This is a genomic window from Bradyrhizobium sp. Crot121, from assembly GCF_059512385.1.
This window is the reverse complement of sequence record NZ_JCAMOR010000306.1, coordinates 1-725: the sequence shown is the minus strand read 5'-3', so window position 1 is coordinate 725 and position 725 is coordinate 1. Positions and strand designations below refer to the sequence as shown.

Genomic DNA, 725 nt, shown 5'->3' with positions numbered 1-725 from the left:
GCTTGAGCGACCGCCACAGCCGCTCGATGAAGACGTTGTCGATCCAACGACCGCGGCCATCCATGGAGATCCTGATCGCTGCGCCCGCCAACGCGCCGGTGAAGGCCGCACTGGTGAACTGGCTGCCCTGGTCGGTGTTGAAAATCTCCGGCGTGCCGTACTTCGCCAGCGCCTCTTCCAGCGCCGCCACGCAGAACCAGACGTCCATCGTGTTCGACAACCGCCACGCCAGGACCGCACGGCTCGCCCAGTCGATGATGGCGACGAGATAAAGAAAGCCGCGGCCGATGGGCAGATACGTGATGTCGGCCGCCCATACCTGGTTTGGCCGGTCGATCGTCAAGTTGCGCAACAGATAGGGATAGATCTTGTGGCCCGGCGCCGGCCTCGTAGTGTTCGGCCTTGGTCCCAGCGCCGCAATGCCCATCTTGCGCATCAACCGCTTGCGATTGACCTGAAGCCCCTCAACCTTCAGCATCGCGGTCATTCGCCGCGAGCCCAGGAACGGCCAGGCGGTGAACAACTCGTCGATCCGCCGCATCAGGGCAAGGTCGTTGTCGTTGGCCGGCCGTGGCGGCCGGTAGACCCCAGAGCGCGCGATGCCAAGTAACATGCATTGCCGGCGGATCGACAGCGCCATGTCGGCGTGATCGAGCATTCCTCGACGGTCCGGCGTGCTCATCTTCCGGACCTCCGCGCTAAAAAATCGCGCTCGACTGTCAGTT

1 pseudogene is annotated in these 725 nt (G+C 63.6%); it reads right to left on the bottom strand.

From position 1 onward, the window contains the following. Positions 1-725, bottom strand: a pseudogene (locus AC5ZGW_RS46680) (IS3 family transposase); the annotation flags it as partial.